We start from the raw sequence: 17,055 nt of genomic DNA, 5'->3' as shown, positions 1-17,055 counted from the left end.
CAGTATACACGATGATGCGAAACTCGTTGAGTAATTTCTTTTATAGGTGTAAACTATCGTGTAGATTGCTTTTATCATGAACAAGTCAGGAAGTGCAAAATGTCATCATTAATTAAAGGTACAGCCATCTTAACTTTGGGTTTATTTTTGTCGAAAATCCTGGGCGTTATTTATATCATCCCGTTTTACAGCATGGTGGGAGAAGACAATATCGGTCTTTATCAATACGCATACATACCGTATAACCTGATGCTGGCGCTGGCCATTTCAGGCGCCCCGATCGCTTTCTCGAAATTCACAGCCAAATACAATTCCCTTGGAGATTACGAGACAGGGAGGAGATTATTGAAGTCCGGGTTGCTGACGATGATGGTCACTGGCTTTATTTCTTTCCTCTTGCTTTATTTGTTTGCGGAACCGCTTGCCCGCATTACAATTTCTGAAGACGAACTGATTTATTCAGTTGGGGATGTCACCGAAGCGATTCGCTGGGTCAGCTTTGCATTGATCGTTGTTCCATTTATGAGTCTTTGGAGAGGGTTTTTCCAGGGCTATAACTACATGATGCCAACCGCTGTATCCCAGTTGGTTGAACAGATTGTCCGCATTATTTTCTTGCTGGGCGGCGCTTTTGCCGTTATCTATATTTTCGATGGCACTCCAAAAACAGCGATTCAATTTGCTGTATTATCTGCAGCTGTCGGAGCACTTGGCGGAATTGTCACGTTGGGTTATTTCTGGAAAAAGAAAAAACCGGAATACAACCGTCTGCTGGCCAATTCAGTTGAGTCTTACGATGTTAAACTGCGTGATATGTACAAGGAAATTGTAATTTATGCGATTCCGGTCATTTTCCTTGGCATCGCCAATCCGTTGTTTCAATTTGTCGATCTGATGACATTTAACCGGGCCATGAGTTCGGGAGGCAATGTCTCTGAAATCGATTTGCTTGGAATTTTGAACTTGACGGCGCATAAGCTCGTTATGATTCCAGTTATGCTGGCCACAGGTTTTTCCATGGCCTTGATTCCGTTGATCACCAAGCATTTCACCCGCAATGAGCATCTTCAGGTATCACGGACTTTGGATCAGTCCATACAGGTCTTGCTGTTCCTGACATTGCCTGCCGTAATCGGGATGACGATGTTGTCAGACGAACTGTATCATGTCTTTTATGAAGTCAGCGATATTGGTTCGGAAATTTTGGCGCATTACTTGCCGGTAGCGATTTTGTTTTCAGCTTTCCCGGTAACGGCGTCAATTCTGCAAGGAATCAACAAACAAAAATGGATCATCATCAACTTGTCTACCGGTTTGCTGCTGAAAGCAATCCTGAATACACCGCTGATCGAGCGTTTTGAAACGGACGGCGCGATTGCAGCAACCATCATCGGTTATCTAGTTGCTATCGGCATGAATATGCTGGTCATCGTCAAAACCATGAACTATCGTTCGCAGATGGTGGGAAGACGTGTCATCCTGATCGTTATTTTGAACTTGATCATGGCCGGAGCGGTTTATCTGGCAATGTCAGGGCTGGATCTGTTCTTGGGAATGGACAATAAATTCTTATCTATGATACGGATCATCCTAATTGGTGGAGTCGGGGCAGTCATATACGGCTATCTTGGCCTGAAGACCGGTTTGGCACAAAAACTGTTGGGCTCGAAAATAACGAAAATTTCCCGGAAGCTCGGTTTTTAGGAGTGACACTATGCGTATAGATAAATTTCTTTCAAACATGGGCTTCGGCTCAAGAAAAGAAGTCAAAGTCCTGCTTAAAACAAAAGCAGTGGAAGTAAACGGCGAAATTGTCCGCGATCCGAAAGTTCATGTGGATGAACATGCCGACCAAGTGCTGGTTGGCGGAGAAGCAGTCGCCTATACGGAATTCATCTATTTGTTGATGAACAAGCCGCAGGATGTGATATCGGCGACAGAAGACAAGTACGACCAAACGGTCATTGATTTACTGGATGAAGAAGAGCAGCATTTCGAACCGTTTCCGGTCGGGCGGCTGGACAAGGACACCGAAGGATTTCTGTTGTTGACCAATGACGGCAAATTGGCGCATGAACTGCTGTCGCCTAAAAAGCATGTGGATAAAACCTATTATGCATTGATTGAAGGGTTGGTTACGGAAGCGGATAAAGAAGCATTCAAGAAAGGTGTAGCGTTGGATGATGGGTATGTGACAAAGCCTGCCAGCCTGAACATCCTTGAAAGCGGACCTCTTTCTAAAATTGAATTGACCATTACTGAAGGCAAGTTTCATCAGGTCAAGCGGATGTTCGAAAGTGTCGGTAAACGGGTAGTTTACTTGAAGCGTCTGTCGATGGGACCGTTAACTTTGGACCCGGAGCTCGGGCTCGGTGAATACCGCCATTTGACGGAAGAGGAAGTAAACAGTTTAAAACAAAGAAAATGACCGCATAGCTGCGGTCATTTTCTTTGTTTAGGAAATCTTTTCAGGACGTCATCTTCACTTTCCGTTGCGTCGTTGTCCATTTGCCTCGAGTTGGGCTTGTCACCAAGTCGTTAAAGGCTAACACATTCAAATCTCTTTGAATGGTGCGAGGAGTGATGCCGAATTCGTCGACAAGATCTTGCGTCGTTACAGTCCCGTTTTCGAGAATGTACTTATACATATCTTTAATTCGAATGAGCATGCGGTCGGTCGTAGGTTTCATAATGATAGAACCACTCCTTCATCTTTTTTCCCATTGGCAAAGACTAGCGGACGATATCCTGAGGTTTATACAGCAGGTTTAAGATAGATGCCAAAGACAGCCCCTTTTCCTAAAAAGATGTGTCAATCTAACTAATCTGACAATTTGATTATAGCGGAAAAACATTTCGAATTCTAGGATTTTCCTTTATTTTTACACAAATATAACATTGGAAAGACAGAATTTTTTGTGCAAATTCCATACAAATTCTTTAATTAAGTGAAAAAAGGTGTACAATAGCCATAACAAAAAGGAGTGTGAAACATGGATTGGCTGCTAGAAGCTAAAAAAAGAAAAGATACCATGCTGAGTGAATTGCAGGAGCTCGTGGCGATTCCCAGTGTACTAAGTGACGAAACAACGCCAACAGCTCCTTTTGGAAAAGATGTTAAGCAGGCTTTGGACTGGTTTTTGGAAAAAGGTAGACAACATGGCTATTCAGTAAAAAATGTGGCCGACATGGCAGGGCATCTTGAAATTGGCCAAGGAGAAGAATTGCTTGGGATTTTAGGGCATGTGGATGTGGTTCCGGCAGGCGAAGGATGGACCAAAGATCCGTTCGGCGGAGAAATCCATGATGGTCGGCTTTATGGCCGGGGAGCCATCGATGACAAAGGGCCGACAATCGCCGCTTGGACTGCGTTGAATATGCTGAAAGATGCCGGCGTGGAATTCAATAAGCGCATTCGCTTGATCATCGGAACGGATGAAGAGAGTGGATTCCGGTGTGTCGAACGTTATTTCGAAACAGAGGAAATGCCAGCTATGGCTTTTGCCCCCGATGCGGATTTTCCGATCATCAATGCGGAAAAAGGTATTGCCAGCTTGGTCTTCTCCACATTTTCGATGCACGAAGACGCGATTCTGGAATCGTTCATTGCCGGACATCGGACAAATATGGTGCCGGACAAGGCAACCGCTATTTTAAACGGGCAATTGGCTGAATGGCAAGAGGAGTTTAGGGCGTTTTGTGCCAAGCATCAAGTGACAGGTGTGGTGGAACAGCATAACGGCTCAACCGAATTGACCGTGAAAGGCAAATCAGCGCATGCCATGGAGCCGGAGGATGGCATCAATGCCGGAATCCTGCTTGCTTTGTTTTTAAAGGATCGGTTGGAAGGCGATGGCCAGAAATTCGTGGCTTTTGTTGCGGACACATTTTATCAGGATTCACGAGGGCGCAAGCTGGGTCTTGATTTTTCGGATGAGCAATCCGGTGACACAACATTCAATGCGGGCATCATCCGTTTTGAAAAATCGAAAACGGCGACGATCAATGTCAGCATGCGGTACTCTGTCAGTTATCCGTTTGCAGAAAAGATGGCTGCCTACCAATTAGAAGATTTTGTACTGGAAGTGGTGTCCAATTCTCCACCTCATTATGTGGAAGAAAATGATCCACTCATCAAGACGCTGCAAAATGCGTATGAAAAGCAGACCGGCGAAACCGCCGAATTAATTGCCATTGGCGGAGGCACTTATGCACGTGTGCTGGATAAAGGTGTAGCTTTTGGCATGCTGTTTCCGGGAGAACCGGACCTTGCCCATCAAGCGGATGAATTTGTCGATATCGACAATTTAATAAAAGCGACTGCGATTTATGCAGAAGCAATTTATCAATTAGCATGTAAAAAATGAGGGAAGAGGGAATGGATATGGATTTGATTTTGCATAATGGAGAGTTTATTCGCGAAGAAGATTTGGTGATTTCAAAGGAAGACCGCGGCTATCAATTTGGAGACGGAATTTATGAAGTGATCCGTGTATATGACGGAAACCTGTTTACAGCGAAAGAACATATTGATCGTTTTTATGAAAGCGCCGATAAGATCAAAATCGTCATTCCTTACACAAAAGATGTATTTCATAAAATGATGTACGATTTTGTTGAAATGAACAATATTGACAATGGCCAGGTATATGTCCAGATCACGCGCGGAGCTGCAGAACGTCAGCATCAGTTCCCGACGGGTGCTACACCGGTCATCACAGGCAATACGAAGACCGTTGAGCGTCCGGTTGCCAGCATGCAGTCAGGCGTAACGGCTAAATTCATTGAGGACATCCGTTGGTTGCGCTGTGACATCAAGAGCTTGAACTTATTGGGCAATGTTCTGGCTAAACAAGAAGCCTACGAGGAAGGCTATTTTGAAGCGATTCTGCATCGAGGCGAGACGGTGACGGAAGGCTGTTCATCAAATATGTATGGATTTAAAAATGGGACTCTTTATACACATCCTGCCAATAACCTCATATTGAACGGTATTACAAGAAGAGTAATTCTCGAGTTGTGCAAAGAGCTGGAAATTCCTGTAGAGGAAACGGCATTTACAAAAACGCAAGCACTCAAAATGGATGAATTCTTCATGTCATCGACGACCACTGAAGTGATGCCGATCGTCAAGATTGGTGATCAGCAGATCGGCGATGGAACGCCGGGAGAATTGACGCGTAAGCTTCAGAAAGCATTTGAAGCACGTATTCAAGTGGGAATCAAATTATAATAATAGCATTTTAAAAGAAAAGTGATTGGCTCTAGCCGATCACTATTTTTTTGCGTCTGTTTGCATGGTAAACTGAAGCCAGGTGATGACAATGAAACCACATTATTTTATTGGAATTAAAATTCCGCAAAATATCGCAGAAACATTGGGCAAAGAACGCGACAGCTGGCAGCTGCAAACCCATAAAAGACTGACGCCTCCAGAAGATATGCATATGACGCTTCTGTTTATAGGCGAAGACAAAGAAGATAAAATCAAGCAGGTTGCAGAGCAGTTAGCCGGAATACAAGGATCGCCGTTTCGGTTAATGATTGAGGGCATCCAGACTTTCGGCAATCCCGAAACACCCAGGGTAATTTATGCCGCACTGAAAAAAAGTGCTGAACTGGAAAAGCTGCAGCGTGCTATTGCAGAATTGTTGGAGCCATTGCAGCTCGGAACCGATCAGAAAAGATTTGTGCCGCACATTACGTTGGCGAATAAGTGGGCTGGCGGGGAACCGGTGGATCTTCATTTGTCAGTCAGCCTGTTGGAATTTGAGGTGGCGGAGTTCTCGCTATTCCGAATAGCGCCAAAAGAAAAAACACGGTACCAGAAAATCGCTAACTACCCTCTCGGGATTTAGTTCCTAATATGTCTAAAGGCGAGTGTATATGAAAACAGTATTTATCATCAATCCCCTCGCGGGAAATGGCAGAGCACTGAAAAAATGGCACCGATTTGAAAAGACCATCCGGTTTCCTTATGAGCCTATTGTTACGCAATTTCCCGGGCATGCAGTTGAACTAGCAGCCGGCTACCGGCACCAGCAAAATGTCTTATTGATTGGTTTTGGCGGAGACGGCACGCTCAGAGAAATTATAGTTGGAGCTGCCGGTGCAAAAGGAATTATTGTCGGCTCTGTAGCGGCTGGTTCTGGCAACGACTTTGCCAGAGCATATGGAAGTTTTAAGGATGCACAGGCCATCGAGCGATTTCTTGAACGGCCTTTTTTTCGGCGGGAAGATCTTGGTGAGTTTACAGATAGGGCCGAATCCCAGTTCGTCAGCAGTACTGGAATCGGTTTTGATGCGCAAATCACCATCGCTGTGAACCTTTCAGCCATTAAGCAAAAGCTCAATCAGCTTGGCCTTGGAAAGCTGGTTTATTTTTTGTACGTCATCAGGACTTTTTTGACGTTTGAGAAATTTACTTTATCAGTGGAGACGGATGGAGATTTAACAGTCTACGAAGATGTCTGGCTGGCGACGGTCAGCAATCAGCCGTACTTTGGCGGAGGCATGAAAATATCACCGTCCTCAAAAACAGATGACGGATTGCTTGAGCTGACGGTCGTCCATCACATTTCGCGTTTGAAACTCCTGCTGGTTTTTGGTACGGTATTCAGCGGAGCACATACACGTTTCAAAGAGGTCAGCCAAATGAGCAGCCGGGAATTCCGGCTCTCGACGGATAAACCGGTTTGCCGCCATGTGGATGGTGACGATGCCGGTATAAGTTCTCCAAACGAAATGGTCGTTTATGCAGTCAGCCACAAAAAATGGAACTCAATAAATATTGGAAAAGAAAGAGGATGAAACATGAGATCACGTTTTAAACCATGGGCAGCCGATTTGATCGACACCCATCCAGAAATCGTTATTCCCGATCCAGAGCAGAAAAAAGGAAAATGGCAGGAAGTTTTCGGTAATGAAAATCCGCTTCATATCGAAGCTGGAACTGGAAAAGGACGCTTCATCATCGGAATGGCTATAGCTAATCCGCAGATTAATTATATCGGCATCGAGTTGTTCGATAGTGTCATCGTCACGGCTCTTGAGACTATTTTGGAAAATGAGGAAGAAATTCCGAATCTGCGTTTATTGAAAGTGAATGCAAAAGACATCGCTGATTATTTTGAAAAAGGTGAAGTGGATAGACTGTACTTGAACTTTTCTGATCCATGGCCGAAAAAACGGCATGCCAAACGCCGTCTGACCCATGAATCTTTTTTGAAGCTTTACGAAGCAGTGCTTCCTGAACAAGGAGAAATCCATTTTAAAACCGATAACCGGAAACTTTTCGAATATTCGCTTACGAGCATTTCTGAATATGGTATGTTATTAAAAGAGGTCTCATTGGATCTTCATGACAATGAACCCGAGTGGAACATCATGACGGAGTACGAAGAAAAATTCTCGAAAAAAGGCCAGCCGATTTACCGGATGGAAGCACAGTTTTCAATTAGCTGATCACGACAAGGGGGAAAAGGGAATGCAGAAATTTCAATTTCACAACATGGCTTTAACTTGGCTTGATGGGGGAACGACGTATTTGGATGGCGGCACGATGTTTGGGGTAGTGCCGAAAGTGATTTGGTCAAAGCGGTATCCGGTCAATGAAAAAAACCAGATTGAATTGCCGACACATCCAATCTTAGTCCAATACGAAGGCCACAATATCTTGATCGACAGCGGCCTCGGTGCCGGCAAATTGACTGAACGCCAACTGCGTAATTTAGGGGTTTCCCAAGAGTCGCGTGTGGAAGAGGACTTGGCGGAGCTTGGGCTGACGCCTGAAGATATCGATACAATCCTCATGACTCATCTTCATGGTGACCATGCAGCGGGGTTGACGAAATGGCAGGGAGAAGAGCTGGTTTCGGCATTCCCGAATGCAACCATCCATGTTTCAGCAACAGAATGGAATGAAATGCAGCATCCGAATATCCGCTCGCGCAACACCTACTGGAAAGAAAACTGGGAGCCGATAACCGGTCAAGTGGAGACTTTCGAAGGTGAGAAAACTTTGTTTGATGCCATTACGCTGATCCATACAGGAGGCCATTCAGATGGCCACAGCGTCATCAAGATGCAAAGCGGGGATGAAACGATTCTCCATATGGCGGACATCATGCCGACTCATGCGCATCAAAACCCGCTATGGGTACTGGCGTTTGATGATTATCCGATGGATTCGATTTACGCGAAAGAAAAGCTGATGAAAGAAGCGTTGGAAAATGGCTATTACTTCAGTTTTTACCACGATGCCTATTACCGCATCCTGAAATGGAGCGTGGACGGCAAAGAAATCGTCGAATCGCTTGAGCGAAAAGAAAAAGTGATATGAAAAAGGAGCCGATTAGGCTCCTTTTTTATTATACTTGTTTGACTTCAATTACTGCGCCTGTGTAGGCATCCGCCAAAAACTCGAATTGCTGAAGTTCGTCTTCTTTATGGCGCGTGATGCCGCCTTTATAGACTTCCGTCGTAAGTGCATGCTGTTTATAAGGCTCGGTTTTCATGAAGATCCATGAACCGTCGATCGGGCCTTCTTCTTTAAACGCAGACTTGACTTCTTTCAAGACGTTGTCCGCCGGATAAAGTTTTTGTGTGCGATCAACCACTTCTTTTACTAAATATGCTGCTGCTACACCTGTAGCAAATCCAATCAATAAATCACGATTTTTCACTAAAAATCCCTCCTCTGCTTACTGAATAAATTGTACCATAAATATTTTGAAGGGCGAAATGATAGCTTAAAAGTCATTAATCTTTCGAAAAACGAATTATATAGCTGGAAATCGTCTGAAAAAAGCTCTAAACTTAATGAAGGTAAGTTATTAGGAGGAATTTTGATATGAATGCTGAAACTCGTGAAATGTTTAAAACCTTAACGGAACTGCCGGGCGCCCCGGGCAATGAACATGCTGTCCGGAAGTTTATGCGCCAGGAACTGGAAAAAGTTTCAGATCGATTGCTCCAAGATAATCTAGGGAGTATTTTTGGTGTCAAAGATGGCCAAGAAGATGGACCACGGATCATGGTGGCTGGACATATGGACGAAGTAGGATTTATGGTGACGCAAATTACAGAAAACGGCATGATTCGCTTCCAGCCTTTAGGTGGTTGGTGGAACCAGGTAATGCTGGCTACCCGTGTAGACATAGTAGCTGGAAATCGGGTGATTCCTGGAGTTATCGGTTCGATTCCTCCGCATTTATTGAGTGATGAATTGCGCAGCAAACCAATGGAAATCAAGAACATGTTAATCGACATCGGCGCAGATGACAAAGACGATGCGTTGGCTCTCGGCGTACGTCCAGGCCAGCAGATCGTCCCGTTCAGCCCCTTCACGCCAATGGCCAATGACAAAAAGATTATGGCAAAAGCCTGGGATAACCGCTATGGTTGCGGATTGGCCATCGAATTACTGAAAGAACTGAAGGACGAAAAACTGCCGAACCAATTATTCTCCGGAGCGACAGTGATGGAAGAAGTCGGTTTGCGGGGAGCGCAGACAGCGGCAGCGATGATCAAGCCGGATTTGTTCTTCGCATTGGACGCCAGCCCGGCGAATGATGCGACAGGCGATAAAAATGAATTTGGCCAGCTTGGCAAAGGGACGTTGTTGCGCATTTTAGACAAGAGCATGGTAACGCATCGCGGCATGCGTGAATTTATCTTGGATACTGCCGAAACGCATAACATCCCATATCAGTATTTTGTTTCACAAGGTGGAACGGATGCAGGTCGTGTGCACACAGCCAACGAAGGGATTCCAAGTTCTGTGATTGGGATCTGCTCACGCTATATCCATACCTCGTCGTCTATCATCCACACGGACGACTATGCTGCGGCGAAAGAACTCTTGACGAAACTTGTCAAAGCGACAGATCGTTCGACGCTTGAAACCATTAAACAAAACGTCTAAAAAAGTGCCTGCGGGCTCTTTTTTTTGGAAAGGAATAGTGAAGATGAAGAAAATTCGTGCAGTTATCGCCTCAAAAAACCCGGCGAAAATAAATGCGGTCTCAAGCATCCTGGCAAATCTTGAGTGGACTGTTGACTTGTCAGCAGTTGAAGCCGCTTCTGGAGTTTCGGAACAGCCTTTTTCCCAAGAGGAAACGCGTCAGGGTGCAAAGAATCGTGCCGCAAACGCATTGGGAGATTTCGATTTCGCCATTGGACTTGAAGGCGGCGTCTATGAAATGGAAGGCATTCTGTATTTATGCAATTGGGGTGCTTTAACCACAAAGGATGGCCGGATGTACACAGCAGCCGGTGCCCAGATTCCTTTGCCGAAAGCGATTGCAGACAAATTGTATTCAGGTGCGGAGCTGGGACCGGTCATGGATGACTATGCCAATGAAATTGGAATCCGCCATCATAAAGGCGCTATCGGAATTTTGACTGACGGTGCAGTCAATCGAGGAGAAATGTTTAGCCATGTGGTCAAGTTGCTGATTGGGCAATACCAGCTGGACAGCGATTAAGTTGCATGTGTCTGTAAACACCTTTAAAATAAGTAGCAGTAACGTAAGGGGGAATGGACGTGCCTCGAAATGGATTGGTTCTTGTCTTGCTGTTGTCCGTCATACTGGCTGGGTGCATGGCGACACCGGAAGAACAGATTACCCAAGGAATAGCCAATGCGCGCGAAGCGTTTCAGGGAGAGCCAGAAAAACCCAATGAAAAGGTGGGCAAAATGGATTTGTACCTGCCTAAAGGCTACGACATAGAAGAACCGTCGGATGACTATAACAGCATGATTACAAAAGGCAATGATTCATTTATTTTATTCATCAACCCGAATGAAAAAGGCGCAAGCACTTTTTTCTACGACTTGCAAAAAGCAGATCCCGAACAGATCTGGATAGCAGATGAGACATTTCGGCAACACGGCCGTTTCGGCTTTGTAACCGTTAAAGAAATAGCCGAAGATCAGCTGGAGCTGGTGGTCAGTTCCGGCGGTGCAAAAATGACGACTATGACGGGCAAAGACGACGTCCCTCAGAAAATGGAGTGGATGATGGAAACTGTTCGTTCAATCAATACCGATGAATAGGAGAATACGCAAATGAGAAACTTACAATCGACCGAAGAATTTCATGACCTGACGAAAGGGACGCCAGCTGTTTTTATGTTCACAGCAGGCTGGTGCCCGGATTGCCGCGTGATCGATCCCATTATGCCGGATATCGAAAAGACGTTTCCGGATTATGCCTTTATTTCAGTAGACCGCGATCAATTTATCGATCTGTGCATCGAACAGGATATCTTTGGCATCCCGAGCTTCCTTGCTTATTCAAATGGCCGGGAAACAGGGCGTTTCGTCAGCAAAGACCGTAAAACACAAGCAGAAATCGAAGGGTTTATTTCGAATTTGCCAAAATGATAAAAAGACGGTTCGCCTTGACTGGGCTGAACCGTTTATTTATGAAAGAGAGGTCAAAACAACGATGAAATCAACTGAACTTTTTAATATACTTAGAGAACGGATGCCAAGCCGCCAATTGGAATGGCGCTTTGACCGTGAAAAGGACATTACGCATATCAACCACAAAGAACTTGGAAAAGGCATGAACATCTCTATGCCACAGGTGATCAATCGTTTTGAAGCAAAAGGGGATGCAGCGATCCAGGAAATCGTTTATACCATCACCGAAACTTTTGATGCTATGGAAAGGGAAGCCAAAGGAGAAATGAAATCGACTGAGCATATTTTTCCGGTAATCCGTTCTACTTCGTTTCCAACTGAATCCAATGAAGGCCATAAGTTCATTACAGCAGAACATACAGCAGAAACACGTATTTATTTCGCTTTGGATGCTGGCACTACCTATCGCTTAATTGACGAAAATGTGTTAAATTCATTAAGTCTGACAGAAGAGCAGATAAAGGAAATCGCGAAGTTTCAGGTGAGAAAGTTGAAGACCGCTGTCAAAGAAGATCATGTAGCGGGAAATGTCTTTTATTTCCTGAATGAAAATGATGGTTACGATGCTTCCCGCATTTTAAACGAATCTTTCCTGAAAGAAATGAAGGCAAAAACAACGGGAGATATGACGGTGTCCGTACCTCATCAAGATGTATTGATCATTGGAGATATCCGAAATGAAACGGGATACGACGTGCTCGCACAGATGGCCATGCATTTCTTTACCAATGGCAAAGTGCCGATCACTTCCTTGTCGTTCATTTATGAAAATGAAGAATTAGAGCCGATTTTCATCATGGCCAAAAATAAACCGAATGAGGAGAACGATAAAAAATGAATGCATTCTACAATAAACAGGGAATTGGCGATGTTTTGCTGGTTCAACTGCAAACAGAAACCCCAGAAAAAATTCTTCCTGAACAAAATGGCGATGTCACATTGATCAAAGACGAAGCCGGTGAAATTGCCGGATTCAATTTGTTCAATGCTTCAAGCTATGCAGAACTTCCGGAAGGAAAGAAAGTGGAAGTGACTGAAGCACTTGTTACTTCTTTACAGAATGCTCTTTCGAAAAACGAAATCGATTTCACACTGGAAGTGGATTTCTCACCAAAATTTGTTGTCGGTTTTGTGGAATCAAAAGAAAAGCATCCAAATGCCGATAAATTGAATGTCTGCCAGGTTTCTGTCGGCGGCGAGCAATTGCAGATCGTCTGTGGTGCACCGAACGTTGAACAGGGCCAAAAAGTGGTTGTGGCAAAAGTAGGAGCTGTCATGCCTTCAGGTATGGTCATCCGTGATGCGGAACTTCGGGGAGTGGCATCGTCCGGAATGATCTGTTCAGCAAAAGAATTGGCTTTGCCGGATGCACCTCAGGAAAAAGGCATTCTTGTGCTGCCTGAAGATGCAGAAGTCGGTTCAGCTTTCCAAGTAAAGGCGTGACGCGAAATGAGCTGGATTAAAAACGTATGGAACCGCATGTTCACAGATGCAGATGATGTTGAGGAAACGGAAGAAGAGGTTCTCTATGAACCGGCCCCGACTGCCAAAAAAGAAAAAGCGCCTTTTCGTTTCCCGCTTATTCCAGATGAAGAAAAAGACGATTTTATCCGTGATGTAAAACGGACAGAAATCCGCCCGAAAATGCCTATTTTCGATGAGCGTGAAAGAGAGATTTTGCGAAAAGAATCGGTCGTTCCAACAGAAAAGCCAATTATGGGACCAAAAGAGGCCCCGGTACGCCCTGCACCAAAACGCAAAGCGACCGAACTGCCTGTTAATACTGCGCGCCGTTTCGAACCTAGCCGTTCAGTTTCATCGGTTTACGGCTATAATACGTCACGCCCTGCACCCACACAAAAGATGACAGAAGAAAGAGAAAATAAATATAACCGTGAATTGCATGATGAAGCGATTCAGGCAAGAGCAAGAGCTGGTTGGCATAAGCCAAGACCTGTAGTTGAGCATGAGATTGCACCGATTTTCGAGAACGAGCCGGAGCAGACAACAGCTCGTGAAACAGCAGAACATCCAGAACCTGTGGTGCACGAAACTTCTCAAGCTCCTTCAAACGTAGAGACGGAGGCCAAAACCACTGAAACCTTAATACATAACGACCCGTTAACAACTGAATCAGCCGATGCAGTTGAAGCAGAGCAGGAGCTGGAAACACAGCCCGAGCCAGAAACGGAATTGCAGCCTGAACCTGTAACGGAACCAGAAGCAGAACAAGTACCGGAACCTGCAATAGAACCAGCAGCGACTACAGAACATGTAGCAGAAGCAATGGCAGAGCCGGAAACAGATCAGGTACCGGAACCGAAATCCGTGCCAGCGCCTAAGCGTGAAAAAACAGTGCCTTTTAATGTTTTGATGCTTAAATCGGACAAAGACCTGCTAAAAAATAAAACAAAATTGTCATCTCCTGCTGCACCTGTAGAGGAAACAACAGGGGGATCTGCCGTATCACCGGAAAAAAAAACGGCAGATTTAGCTGAACAGCCTTCCCATGCATTGAACTCCGTATCTGAAGCCGAGTCAAAAGCCTATGAATTTCCTTTACCCGAATATTTATTGGCACCTGAAAACGACCGGAAAGACGAAGAGTGGATGGAAGAGCAAGGCGAGCGCTTGATCGAAGCGTTATCGCATTTTCAGATCAAAGCTGAAATATTAAGTACTGTCCAAGGGCCGGCTGTCACGCAATTTGAGCTGAAGGTGGCCAAAGGAGTGAAAGTCAGCAAAATCCGTAATTTAGCGGATGATTTAAAACTGGCGCTGGCTGCACGGGATATCCGAATCCAGGCTCCGATTCCAGGCAAGAGTTCGATCGGCATCGAAATACCGAACCGGACAAGCCGTGCAGTGCGCATTTCCGAAATAATCGGCAGTGCGGTATTCGAAGAATCGGATTCGCCACTGGAAGCTGCACTAGGATTGGATTTAACAGGGAAGCCGGTGACATTGGATCTGCGCAAAATGCCGCATGGTTTGATTGCCGGAGCAACAGGATCTGGTAAATCCGTCTGCATTAATTCACTATTGGTCAGTTTGCTGTATAAATCATCGCCAAGAGACTTGAAACTGCTGCTGATTGATCCGAAAATGGTTGAGCTGGCACCGTATAACCACATCCCGCATCTTGTCAGCCCGGTCATTACGGATGTCAAAGCGGCTACGGCCTCACTTAAATGGGCCGTTGAAGAAATGGAACGCCGTTATCAACTCTTCGCACACAGCGGAGTACGCGACATCAGCCGCTACAATAAAATGGTAAAAGAAAAAGGAGATTATGCACAACATCTTCCTTATATTCTCATCGTTATTGATGAGTTGGCTGATCTAATGATGATGTCTCCTTCGGATGTTGAAGATTCGATTTGCCGGATCGCACAGAAAGCAAGAGCCTGTGGCATTCATTTGGTGATCGCAACGCAACGGCCGTCTGTCGATGTCATTACGGGCCTGATTAAATCCAATATCCCGACACGCATTGCATTTTCGGTTTCTTCACAAGTCGACAGCAGAACTATCCTTGATTCCCAAGGGGCAGAACGCCTTCTCGGAAGAGGGGACATGTTGTATCTAGGAAATGGAATGTCCGCTCCAAGCCGCCTGCAGGGCACATTTGTTACGGATGATGAGATTGAGAAAGTCATTGAACATGTCCGGCTGCAAGGCAAACCTGAATACTTCTTCAAAGAAGAGGAACTGATCAAGCGGAGTGAGTCTCCTGCTGAACAGGATGATTTATTTGAAGAAGCATGCCGTTTTATCATGCTACAGGGCAGTGCTTCTACTTCACTTCTTCAACGAAAGTTCCATATCGGTTATAACCGTGCAGCAAGATTAATGGATTTGATAGAACAACACGGCTTTATTTCCGAACAGAACGGCAGCAAAGCCCGATCGGTTCTGATCACTGAATCTGATATCGAAGAAGTTTTTCATTCATAAAATAGCCGGATTGGCGAAGCAGGCAGGCAATAGCCAATAGGCTGTCTCCAGCTTTGTCAATTGGTGTAATAGTAAGAATACTGGCTCATTTCGCGAGATAGCAAATTTGTGGTATAATACTATATTGTGTTTACGATCCCATCATGGAAAGTCGGACTTCGCTTATTGCGCAGAGGAAGCTGACAGGTCGCAGTAGGAAGATTTAAAGGCATGTGATCAAAAAAATGATGCAATTCCTATCAATTAAATACTCACTAATCATCATCAGCTATAGACGATGCAATGCATTTCTATAGACTAATTTTCAACTTCCACAGGAGGTTCATTTATGACAGTTTTACATTTTACCGGTATCAAAGGTTCCGGTATGAGTCCGCTTGCACAAATCATGCATGATATGGGCGAAAAAGTTCAAGGCTCTGATATCGAACAGCATTTCTTCACGGAAGACCGCCTTCGTGAAAGAGGCATCACCATTTTGCCGTTTGATGCAAGCAATATAGAAAAAAACATGACAATCATTGCAGGCAATGCCTTTGGGGATGACCATCCTGAACTGGTTAAAGCGCGGGAATTAGGCGCGACCATCATTCGCTATCACCAGTTTTTAGGCGACTTGATGAAGCAATACGTTTCAGTGGCCATTACAGGAGCCCATGGAAAAACTTCGACGACAGGTTTAATGGCTCATGTTTTAGCTGGTTACAAACCTGTATCTTATTTAATTGGTGACGGAACAGGGGTTGGCCAAGAAAACTCTCATTTCTTCGTGGCGGAAGCTTGCGAATATCGTCGGCATTTTCTTGCTTACCACCCTGATTACGCAATCATGACGAATATCGATTATGATCACCCGGATTACTTCACTGGCGTAGATGACGTCTTCAAGGCTTTTGAAGAGATGGCCCAGCAAGTGAAGAAATGCATTATTGCATGTGGGGACGATGAATACTTACAGCGTATTCAAGCACCGGTTCCAGTGGTCTATTACGGATTTGGTGAAGAAAATGATTTCCAGGCTAGAAATGTGGAAAAAACCACTGCCGGAACAACTTTTGATGTAGTCATCCGCAATGAGTTTTATCATACGTTCACAATACCAATGTTTGGGGACCATGCTATTTTGAATGCATTGGCAGTTATTTCGCTTTGCCATTATGAAAATATTCCAGCTGATATCATTCAGCAGCAATTTGAAGATTTTGAAGGCGTTAAGCGGCGTTTTACACAAACGGCAATCGGTGATCGGATTTTAATAGATGATTACGCTCATCATCCAACAGAAATTCGTGCGACCTTGCAATCAGCTCGCCAAAAATATCCGGAGCGTGAGCTTATCGCGATATTCCAGCCGCATACATTCACACGGACTCAGACTTTCCTGCAGGAATTTGCGGATTGTCTGCTTGAAGCAGATCATGTATATCTATGTGATATTTTCGGTTCTGCCCGGGAAAAAGCGGGCACATTGAAGATTCAGGATTTGGCTGAAAAGATTGAAGGCAGCCGCCTGCTGCAACTGGATGAAGTTGCGTCGTTAACAGAGCATAGCAATGCTGTCTATTTGTTTATGGGCGCTGGAGATGTCACCAAATTCCAGGAAGCTTTTGAAAATGTATTGAATACAGGAGAAACGGTTTAACTTTCGGGTTAAACTGTTTTTTTAT

At 44.8% G+C, this 17,055-nt stretch carries 18 protein-coding genes; 16 read left to right on the top strand and 2 right to left on the bottom strand.

The genetic code is table 11. The features are described from left to right. The first annotated feature begins 99 nt into the window (after positions 1 to 99). Positions 100 to 1,704 (top strand): putative polysaccharide biosynthesis protein, encoded by a 1,605-nt coding sequence (locus tag QMA01_RS07235; protein WP_290214616.1) that lies wholly within the window; start codon positions 100 to 102, stop codon positions 1,702 to 1,704. Positions 1,705 to 1,714: 10 nt separating this feature from the next. Next, positions 1,715 to 2,428, top strand: a complete 714-nt coding sequence (locus tag QMA01_RS07230; protein WP_203341223.1) for a pseudouridine synthase — start codon at positions 1,715 to 1,717, stop codon at positions 2,426 to 2,428. 40 nt (positions 2,429 to 2,468) lie between these two features. Here the strand turns inward: QMA01_RS07230 and QMA01_RS07225 are convergent, their stop codons facing one another. Beyond that, positions 2,469 to 2,690 carry a DeoR family transcriptional regulator gene (locus QMA01_RS07225; protein WP_142829443.1) on the bottom strand — a complete coding sequence of 74 codons (222 nt, stop codon included), beginning with the start codon at positions 2,688 to 2,690 and terminating at the stop codon, positions 2,469 to 2,471. Between the two features lie 303 nt (positions 2,691 to 2,993). On the opposite strand from QMA01_RS07225, the gene pepV reads away from it, so the two are divergent. The 6 genes from pepV to QMA01_RS07195 all read left to right on the top strand — a co-directional run bounded on the left by pepV (position 2,994) and on the right by QMA01_RS07195 (position 8,341). Further along, positions 2,994 to 4,367, top strand: a complete 1,374-nt coding sequence (gene pepV, locus QMA01_RS07220) for a dipeptidase PepV (RefSeq protein WP_290214615.1) — start codon at positions 2,994 to 2,996, stop codon at positions 4,365 to 4,367. A 17-nt stretch (positions 4,368 to 4,384) separates the two neighbouring features. Further along, positions 4,385 to 5,233, top strand: coding sequence for a D-amino-acid transaminase (dat, locus tag QMA01_RS07215; protein WP_290214614.1), 849 nt, complete (start codon positions 4,385 to 4,387; stop codon positions 5,231 to 5,233). Positions 5,234 to 5,324: 91 nt separating this feature from the next. Then, complete coding sequence (gene thpR / locus QMA01_RS07210; RefSeq protein WP_290187009.1) at positions 5,325 to 5,858, top strand: RNA 2',3'-cyclic phosphodiesterase; 534 nt, start codon at positions 5,325 to 5,327, stop codon at positions 5,856 to 5,858. A gap of 28 nt (positions 5,859 to 5,886) precedes the next feature. Beyond that, a complete protein-coding gene (locus QMA01_RS07205; RefSeq protein ID WP_290214613.1) occupies positions 5,887 to 6,810 on the top strand; it encodes a diacylglycerol/lipid kinase family protein in 924 nt (307 codons plus the stop codon). Positions 6,811 to 6,813: 3 nt separating this feature from the next. Beyond that, entirely contained in the window at positions 6,814 to 7,464 is a 651-nt protein-coding gene (gene trmB, locus QMA01_RS07200; protein WP_191716688.1) for a tRNA (guanosine(46)-N7)-methyltransferase TrmB, read from the top strand. Between the two features lie 22 nt (positions 7,465 to 7,486). Continuing rightward, positions 7,487 to 8,341, top strand: a complete 855-nt coding sequence (locus tag QMA01_RS07195) for a YtnP family quorum-quenching lactonase (RefSeq protein ID WP_290187004.1) — start codon at positions 7,487 to 7,489, stop codon at positions 8,339 to 8,341. 28 nt (positions 8,342 to 8,369) lie between these two features. On the opposite strand, the gene QMA01_RS07190 is transcribed toward QMA01_RS07195, so the two are convergent. Next, on the bottom strand, positions 8,370 to 8,684 hold the full coding sequence (locus tag QMA01_RS07190) for a PepSY domain-containing protein (RefSeq protein WP_191716690.1): 315 nt from the start codon (positions 8,682 to 8,684) through the stop codon (positions 8,370 to 8,372). 167 nt (positions 8,685 to 8,851) lie between these two features. Between QMA01_RS07190 and QMA01_RS07185 the strand changes: the two genes are divergently transcribed. The 8 genes from QMA01_RS07185 to murC all read left to right on the top strand — a co-directional run bounded on the left by QMA01_RS07185 (position 8,852) and on the right by murC (position 17,030). Further along, positions 8,852 to 9,925, top strand: a complete 1,074-nt coding sequence (locus QMA01_RS07185) for a M42 family metallopeptidase (protein WP_191716691.1) — start codon at positions 8,852 to 8,854, stop codon at positions 9,923 to 9,925. 43 nt (positions 9,926 to 9,968) lie between these two features. Then, a complete protein-coding gene (locus QMA01_RS07180) occupies positions 9,969 to 10,487 on the top strand; it encodes a DUF84 family protein (protein WP_191716692.1) in 519 nt (172 codons plus the stop codon). A gap of 59 nt (positions 10,488 to 10,546) precedes the next feature. Beyond that, the gene (locus tag QMA01_RS07175) at positions 10,547 to 11,059 is read left to right on the top strand and encodes a hypothetical protein (protein ID WP_290214612.1); all 513 of its coding nucleotides are present in this window, start codon (positions 10,547 to 10,549) and stop codon (positions 11,057 to 11,059) included. Between the two features lie 12 nt (positions 11,060 to 11,071). After that, on the top strand, positions 11,072 to 11,389 hold the full coding sequence (locus QMA01_RS07170) for a thioredoxin family protein (protein WP_203341215.1): 318 nt from the start codon (positions 11,072 to 11,074) through the stop codon (positions 11,387 to 11,389). 64 nt (positions 11,390 to 11,453) lie between these two features. Continuing rightward, a complete protein-coding gene (locus QMA01_RS07165; RefSeq protein WP_191716695.1) occupies positions 11,454 to 12,269 on the top strand; it encodes a DUF1444 family protein in 816 nt (271 codons plus the stop codon). Further along, positions 12,266 to 12,874 carry a YtpR family tRNA-binding protein gene (gene ytpR / locus QMA01_RS07160; RefSeq protein ID WP_290214611.1) on the top strand — a complete coding sequence of 203 codons (609 nt, stop codon included), beginning with the start codon at positions 12,266 to 12,268 and terminating at the stop codon, positions 12,872 to 12,874. Before QMA01_RS07165 ends, ytpR begins: the two co-directional genes overlap by 4 nt. A 6-nt stretch (positions 12,875 to 12,880) precedes the next feature. Beyond that, positions 12,881 to 15,388: a DNA translocase FtsK gene (locus tag QMA01_RS07155; protein ID WP_290214610.1), complete on the top strand. Its 2,508-nt coding sequence runs from the start codon at positions 12,881 to 12,883 to the stop codon at positions 15,386 to 15,388. A gap of 328 nt (positions 15,389 to 15,716) precedes the next feature. Beyond that, positions 15,717 to 17,030, top strand: coding sequence for a UDP-N-acetylmuramate--L-alanine ligase (gene murC, locus QMA01_RS07150; protein ID WP_191716698.1), 1,314 nt, complete (start codon positions 15,717 to 15,719; stop codon positions 17,028 to 17,030). Positions 17,031 to 17,055 lie beyond the last annotated feature (25 nt).

This window comes from Planococcus notacanthi, assembly GCF_030407825.1.
Classification (GTDB): Bacteria; Bacillota; Bacilli; order Bacillales_A; family Planococcaceae; genus Planococcus; species Planococcus notacanthi.
Note: the sequence above shows the minus strand (reverse complement) of the source record. Positions and strands in the feature narration are given on the sequence as shown.